Origin of the sequence: Bartonella jaculi, assembly GCF_039543045.1 — a bacterium.
Taxonomy (GTDB): domain Bacteria; phylum Pseudomonadota; class Alphaproteobacteria; order Rhizobiales; family Rhizobiaceae; genus Bartonella; species Bartonella jaculi.
In genome coordinates, this window is sequence record NZ_BAABIZ010000043.1 from 1 (window position 1) to 7,112 (window position 7,112).

Annotated in this window: 6 protein-coding genes and 2 pseudogenes; 5 read left to right on the forward strand and 3 right to left on the reverse strand. The window is 36.0% G+C overall.

Annotated features, from left to right (window positions below):
• The 5 genes and pseudogenes from ABD915_RS08560 to ABD915_RS08580 form a co-directional block, all read left to right on the forward strand.
• A pseudogene (locus tag ABD915_RS08560) lies at positions 1-262 on the forward strand (hypothetical protein); the annotation flags it as partial.
• 496 nt (positions 263-758) lie between these two features.
• Positions 759-887: a hypothetical protein gene (locus ABD915_RS08565; protein WP_345117386.1), complete on the forward strand. Its 129-nt coding sequence runs from the start codon at positions 759-761 to the stop codon at positions 885-887.
• 1,376 nt (positions 888-2,263) lie between these two features.
• Complete coding sequence (locus tag ABD915_RS08570; RefSeq protein WP_345117388.1) at positions 2,264-2,926, forward strand: lysozyme; 663 nt, start codon at positions 2,264-2,266, stop codon at positions 2,924-2,926.
• Positions 2,923-3,150: a hypothetical protein gene (locus tag ABD915_RS08575; protein WP_345117390.1), complete on the forward strand. Its 228-nt coding sequence runs from the start codon at positions 2,923-2,925 to the stop codon at positions 3,148-3,150. Before ABD915_RS08570 ends, ABD915_RS08575 begins: the two co-directional genes overlap by 4 nt.
• Positions 3,083-3,298, forward strand: coding sequence for a hypothetical protein (locus tag ABD915_RS08580; RefSeq protein ID WP_345117392.1), 216 nt, complete (start codon positions 3,083-3,085; stop codon positions 3,296-3,298). Before ABD915_RS08575 ends, ABD915_RS08580 begins: the two co-directional genes overlap by 68 nt.
• A gap of 1,515 nt (positions 3,299-4,813) precedes the next feature.
• Here the strand turns inward: ABD915_RS08580 and ABD915_RS08585 are convergent.
• The 3 genes and pseudogenes from ABD915_RS08585 to ABD915_RS08595 all read right to left on the reverse strand — a co-directional run bounded on the left by ABD915_RS08585 (position 4,814) and on the right by ABD915_RS08595 (position 6,809).
• Positions 4,814-5,086, reverse strand: a complete 273-nt coding sequence (locus ABD915_RS08585) for a type II toxin-antitoxin system RelE/ParE family toxin (protein WP_345117394.1) — start codon at positions 5,084-5,086, stop codon at positions 4,814-4,816.
• Between the two features lie 147 nt (positions 5,087-5,233).
• Positions 5,234-5,434 carry a helix-turn-helix transcriptional regulator gene (locus tag ABD915_RS08590; protein WP_345117396.1) on the reverse strand — a complete coding sequence of 67 codons (201 nt, stop codon included), beginning with the start codon at positions 5,432-5,434 and terminating at the stop codon, positions 5,234-5,236.
• A 209-nt stretch (positions 5,435-5,643) separates the two neighbouring features.
• Positions 5,644-6,809, reverse strand: a pseudogene (locus ABD915_RS08595) (tyrosine-type recombinase/integrase).
• Positions 6,810-7,112: the final 303 nt, after the last annotated feature.

A 7,112-nucleotide genomic window follows, 5' to 3' on the forward strand; every position in this document is an offset into this window, starting at 1 on the left:
TCGTTGGATCAATGATACGAGCTATAGTGTTCTTCTCCATGGACCCGTGGTGATCACCAGGATTACGAAAGATCACGACTTTATCAGTCGCTCTGGTCAATCACAGCGTATCCGCTATTCCATTAGTAAAGAGAATTGTGTATATTTATTTTGCTTTATAGGTTTTGAAACTTTCAAAATCCTCACCTCCCTCAAAACTATAATCACAATAGTCTTGATAGCATCTCTTATAACCATAAATTATCTTATCAAATCTTTTTAAAGGTTTATATGCTTTTCATAAGACACGTTTTAATCACTCACTAAAAATATAATTTTGTTAAAAGAACAGACAAAAGTCCATTAAAAGGGATTTTGCTACTCTCTATAATTATCAGTCTCTTTTTAGATGTTTTATAACAGACAATAAATCGCAATTATCATATTTATCTTTTATCTTATGATAAATGATGCGCTGGCTATAAAGAATGAATCAAAACAATAGCCATAAATTAGTAAACGCATTGGTTATAAGAGCACAGTGCTTTCAAAGCGTGCTTAGTACCTCCCTTATAGTGGTGAATGCAAAGCCATAACCGAGGAAGTACTCCCTATCATAGTTATTGATGAGAAACTGTGTATATCTTAAGATTTTAAATACAGTGCCCGTGATGAAGCAAGGGCAGCTAATAACTTAGAAACAGATGTAGGCGACGATCAAAAAAGCTGCTACAGATGCGAGAATCAAAAGAAATTAATGACAGTGAAAAATCTTTCATATGGATGAAAGTGACATACCAAATCCGGCCCTCATGAACCAAACAAAAGAGGGAGAAAAGCCAAAAAATGAATCTGACAAGGAAGAAGAAAAGAAGTATAAATTTGGTACCCGCATTTTCATGAACTAAAGTGCACCTATCATAATCAATCAGAATTATTGAAGCCATTGCTGGTTATTGTAATAAGTCTTCGCGCGGTAGCTCTTCTTTCTTATGTGATATTGGTGGTGATCTGTTTGTAAATAAAAGCAAAGCTTGTTTAAAAACTACCCTTCCGACCTCACATTTCAGCAGAATGGCGTATGTCAAGTATAAATTTAATAAAATAGGCGATTATGCCACAAAAATAGACTACGAACTTTTTGATGCTGCGCAAGAAGATGCTGCAAAACATTGCAAACATAATACCAGACTAAGGGGATACTATTGGTTCAAACGCTCTACCCGATACGTTATACGGAAAAGGTGTAATCCATATAACAAAGGAAGATACATAAAAAGAACTGCCCCCTTCAAAGACTATTACAGTATATGTTGTTTATAATTATCATTACAGTTATTTCAACAAATATCATGGAATTGTGTATGTTTTTATTTTAAAAATACTTATTTTCAATAAAAACTATATATAAGTTGTGTTATTTGTTATTTTTTTATTTAAATAATATTTAATATATTAATTAATTTATTTTTTGAGGCAATTTAGAGTGCATAATAAGGCAATTGAAAGAATAAAGTGAATAATAATCAATTTAACTGTAGATTTTTTGACTAAGATATGTTTATAATACGTTATGTGTTTCTAATGTGGATTCTGAGGTACTTTATGGATACGAAATGTTTAATTGCAGTATCTATTTTTGCTTTGATGGCAGTTTTTGTGATACATGCGGAGGATGTTATAATTCTTCAAGAGTTAATACCTATTATCTCATCAATTATTGTAATCTCTATTTTTTCTTGGACAGATTCTTTCTCTTTCTTTGTCCGGCAGAATAATAGTTTTTTGAGTAAAGCTACTCTAAATTACTCTAAAAATGCGAATGCTGGAAGATGGCTAATTTACTTGAGGTGCTATAAAATTGCTCTTTAGTGCAGTGATATAGGCTTTCATTGAATTGGTCAGATTTTATATTGTTCGATGCATTGGCGCAAAAATGATTTCTCATTCAAACGAATACATAAATATTCAGGGAGTAGCTTGCCCTTAGGAACTGCAAGGTAACTGCACAAGCGTTCAGCAGCAAGGATCTATCGAGGGAAATTTATCTGTTTACGGGTTAGATTTAGTGAAAATCATTGTCTTTTAGGCAGATTAGGAGAATGGTTAACATAATCTTTTATTCCAACGAAAAAATGTCATAGGTCTTAACAGACTTTATCGTAAAGGTCTTTTAGCTCTACTAGTCCGCACTGTCTCATTTTTAAAAATGGGAAAGAGTAAATTTTGGATTTTCAATTCATGTCCTGCTTTTTATGTAGGGCTTTTTTATGGGATAAAAATAATGCGAAAAATATCAGAAGAAGGGCTTGCACTCATTAAACAATGGGAAGGTTTGCATTTAAATGCGTATGAAGATGTCATTGGTGTGTGGACAATTGGTTATGGACATACAAGCAGTAGCGGCGCTCCACATGTCCATAAAAATATGAAAATTACTGAAAAAGAAGCTGAAGAGCTTCTTTGTCAAGACTTACAACAGTTTGAGAAAGCAGTTGAACAAGCTGTTATCGTTCCTTTAAGTGATGAGCAATTCGCTGCACTTGTATCTTTTTCTTATAATATTGGAATACAAGCTTTTTATCGCTCTACACTCTTAAAAAAACTTAATAAAGGGAATTATGAAGCCGTACCAGCTGAATTGCAAAAATGGACAAGAGCAGGAGGAAAACGTCTTAAAGGCCTTGTCAATCGTCGAGCAGCCGAAGCAGGGCTATGGGCTCGAGGAGCTTATGTATCTCCAAATTATCAAACAGTGGAAACACACGGAGTAGCGGGTATTTGCAAAGGAGAAGCTCTTGCACCAATCATAGGTTCTTTCTCTGGGCTTGGAGGGCTTTTTGCAGGAAATGGTCCTGTTCAATGGGCTTTAGCTGTTATTATGGTTTTGGCAGCTTGTACGGCTATTCTATATATCGCTAAACGTTTTCGGGAACACCGCGCATGATTTTATGGATAAAAAAATACTTAACTATAACAGCAGCAGTTTTAGCAGCTTTTTTTGTCGCTTTAGCCAAAGCCTTTTTTCTTGGAAAAAGAGCTGAGCAGAAAAAACAAACAGAGAAAACTTTAAAGACAGTAACAACACGCCTCGAGGTAGAAAATGAAATTAATAAGAAAGATGATGCTGATGTACGTACTGAGCTTTCTAACTGGATGCGCAACGAATGAACAAACTTCTTGCCTTGGGTGGATGCCAATCTATTTGAACCGCCAAGATCTCAATGTGATTAGTCCAAATTTGGCGAGAGACATTTTAAAACACAACAAGCAAGGTGAGCGTCTGTGTGGGTGGAAACATGGACAAAAAACAAAGTGATAGAACCACAGAACTCACGGAATCAGAAATACAGCTTCTTCACGAGATAATCAATACCTACCAAGGTATGAAAATAGTGACTCGTTTTGTCAAATGGGGTGTGTTTATTATATTCTTGTTAGTTATTGATTTTGCACACTTCATAGATGCAATAGATGATATTTATGCACATTTGAAACAGTGGTTATCAAAGAACTAGATGCTTATTCATTGTGCTTAAAACAGCGTTCTTTAGGGGAAGAAAGGAGTTAAGAGAGATGCCCCCAAAAATACTTGAAGAACTTAACACACTTAATTGTGGTAAATTGTGCCGCAAATAAGCGTGAGAAAGCTTTTAGATATTCGGAACCATAAACTCTTACAATATCCTATTTTTTTCTATGACTATAGCTTTTTTGCTAAAAATTAAAATATATATAATACATTATGTGTTTGTAATGAATTGGAGAGCATAAATATAACGTGTTTAATTGCGATGTCTGTTTTCACTCTAATTGTAATTTCTACAGTGCAAACAGCGGGTACCGTAACTCTTCAAGAATCAAAACCAAGTGTTTCCCCCATTATTATGGCTTCACTTTTTTCTTGGAACGGTTTTTACCTTAAATAGATGCCTTCATATTTGAGGGTGGCATTTTTTAGCTGTAGCGCTCCAAACATCTTTTGATAGCTTTCTATGCATCATGTCATTAAAAAGACTTTATTTTCATAAAACATATATTATTACTTTCATTACCTGTTGTGTTGATACTGTATCTATAGTGCATGCATAGGTTTTTCTAAATTTTTAGAAAAACCTATAAAGTCGGTATTTTTAAAAGCTTTTATGCAATCTTTATAGACAGTTTCAAACTATATTCCTTAAAAGACGCTCGCCATTATGATAGATATTGCGATAACAACTCTCTATTTTACACTTCCAATTTTGGAAACCATAATCTTTTTAATGCAATATCAATCCATTCATTAAGACAAGATATGATCTTTAAACGTATATTTACGTTATCGATAATTTCACACAATTGCCTCTTTAACAGTGACTATCGAATTTATGATAAAAACATATTATGAACTGTTATGGATGATAGCTGCTTTTGAATGTTTACATGCGTTATAACATTTGCATCATGATTTGCTTTTTATGCTCTGTTTATAGATGGCAATCTTTTATAAAAAATAGCCAATTGAATCACGTATAAAAGTGTGATTTCTTAAGTGGCTTCATATAAAAGAATTTCACGCAAGCCATTGATTTTATTGTATTTTTATTTACAATATCCTTTCAAGAAAATAACAAGGATAAAGATCTCACAGAAAAAGAACAGTAGCTGCTTCATGAGATGATTAACACCTATCAAGGTTTGAAGATGATGTCACGCTTCATGAAATGGAGCGCTTTCTTTATCTTTATGTTCATTATCGATTTTGCACGCATTATGGATGCGCTGGACAATATCTTCTCACACCTCAAAAAGCGGATAACAAAGAGTTAAAAAGTCTCTAGCTTTCCATATGTTATCCTTGAAAAAGATCAGTGTATGTCCCCGTGTGGACAAGATGTGATTTGTCTCTTTCAATCCTATAAATCAGCAACCAATCTGGTTCGACATGACTATCACGGCAACCCGCCCAAGCGCCTTTTAGGGGATGATCGCAATAATATTTTGGTAATGGTTTTTCTTCAATTAACAGGCTTAATAGTGTACGCAGTTTATTCATATTCTTACCGCGTTTTTCTGCTTTGCGTACGTCACGTTTGAATTGTACTGAACGAACAGGCGTCAGCATATCAGATGCCCAAGTTCTTAAATAGTGCCTCTGCGTTTTCGAATGTTTTACTTTTTCCCTCGTCTAGTTCCTTTATGGCTTTGCGTGTGGTGCTATTGGGTATTTTGACATCGAAAAGTAAGCGGACTTACGCGACAAGGTTTTCTTTTATGCAGCATCACTTTGACGTTGCTGTTTCGCTTGCTCGATGACATTGATAAGATCCGATTGTAACCAACGCGATAAAAAACCAAATTTTAAGGGCTTTGGTAAAGATCCATTGATCACATGACGGCGGAAAGTTGAGACACTCATATGAAGCAATTTTGCACTTTCACGGTCTGTCAAAAGAATATCGTTTTCAGTCATACTAAAATCCTTTCAATAATAAAAAATGGGAACAAATCATAAGCATTTATTAACCATATTTTTGAATCATTGGAAAGGTATTTAATCTATAAAAAACAGTGTTTTATTATACATTTTCTGATGTGATAATTTATGAGTCTTATTGAGAAAGAATGAGAGAAGAAAGAGCTAAAGTTATCCACAGATAATGGGGTTATGCACCCCATATCTTAAGCTTGACCTGTGACATAAGCCGCCCATTTATCCATATAGACACGGCGCTGTTCTAAATAGTCAGTACGACGATAGGCACGTTCCACTTGCCCCCCGACCACATGCCCCAGAATGGTTTCAGCGACCTCATAGGGGGCATCAGTTGTTTCAGCAAGCCAATCGCGTAAACTAGAGCGAAACCCATGCGGGCAGGCATCAAGTTTATTATCTCTCATATATTGAGCCATACACTTAGCAGCAAGGGGACCCCGACCGGTTGCAGAAAAGAAAAAATCATTACGAGAAAGCAATCGTACTTGTTTTAAAATTTCTAATGCCTCTGTTGATAAGGGCACGCGAAATTCTTTTGTTGTATCACGCTTTCCTTTCATATTCTCAGCAGGAATCGTCCATATATCCCCCTCAACTTGATCTTTATGCATATGACACAAGGAATTGGTACGAACGCCTGTCAGAATAAGCAAACGTAAAGCCAGTTGTGTTAGGGTTGATGCTTCGCAAAGCGTTTGATAAAAAGCAGGAACATCTCTCCAATCCATTGCGGGCATGTTTTGCGTTTTATGACGTTGTTTACCTAAGAGCGCGCGTGCTTTTTCTGTTGCTTGTAAATCAACATCCAATCCTAATGCAGCCGCATGTTTGAGACAAAGATTGAGACGAATAAGAGCTCTATTAGCTGTTCCAGCTTTTGTATGCCAAATAGGGGCAAGCGTATTGCGTATCTCTGTTTGTGTAATCTCAGAAACGGGAAGACAGCCTAGTTTAGGAAGAATATGAAGGCGTAATGGTAAAAACCAATCCCCATCTTTACCATCATTTTTTAATTCAGCTTTACGACTTTCAAAAGCATCCAACGCGATATCTTTTAAATAATGGAGATTGCTTATTGCCTCACGCTTTTGTTTCTCACGTTCTTTAATGGGGTCACGACCTTCACGTAAAACAGAACGCCACCCCGTTGCCAACTCACGCGCTTGTTTTAAAGAAACATCTCTTAAAGCACCCAAGCCCATTTCACGACGGCGCCCGTGAATGGTGTAACGGTAAATCCATTGAGCACCTCCATCTTTACGCTTATGAAGAAGCAAGCCGGCACCATCATTAATTTGCCAGCCCCCAATGTTGCGACAGACTTTGCATTAAGACGGTTCATAAGGACCATTTTTACTCCTTTCTTATACAAATTTGATCCACACACTCATCCCACTTGTGATGTGCAAATGAGTGATTTTAATTGATGCAACATAAACAGATTTGAAATGAGAGAATCTTACGTTATTCGGAGTTCTAATTCAATATGAATAACGCTAGATTATCATTATAAATCAATATGTTGTAGCAATATGGCACCATTGAAGCTGCTTATTTTGATCGCACAAAAGGGCAGCAAAGCCAAGTCAAGCATCAGACAGGATTTAGCGGTCCCGTGCGCCGTTTGCGCGGTTGTTACACTTGTGAGGAGGAA

Bases quoted from the DNA above. Each gene is read 5' to 3' on its own strand.
- ABD915_RS08570 (WP_345117388.1), top strand. From the start codon at position 2,264: ATGCGAAAAATATCAGAAGAAGGGCTTGCACTCATTAAACAATGGGAA.
- ABD915_RS08590 (WP_345117396.1), bottom strand. From the start codon at position 5,434: ATGACTGAAAACGATATTCTTTTGACAGACCGTGAAAGTGCAAAATTG.
- ABD915_RS08580 (WP_345117392.1), top strand. From the start codon at position 3,083: ATGAAATTAATAAGAAAGATGATGCTGATGTACGTACTGAGCTTTCTA.
- ABD915_RS08585 (WP_345117394.1), bottom strand. From the start codon at position 5,086: ATGCTGACGCCTGTTCGTTCAGTACAATTCAAACGTGACGTACGCAAA.
- ABD915_RS08575 (WP_345117390.1), top strand. From the start codon at position 2,923: ATGATTTTATGGATAAAAAAATACTTAACTATAACAGCAGCAGTTTTA.
- ABD915_RS08565 (WP_345117386.1), top strand. From the start codon at position 759: ATGGATGAAAGTGACATACCAAATCCGGCCCTCATGAACCAAACAAAA.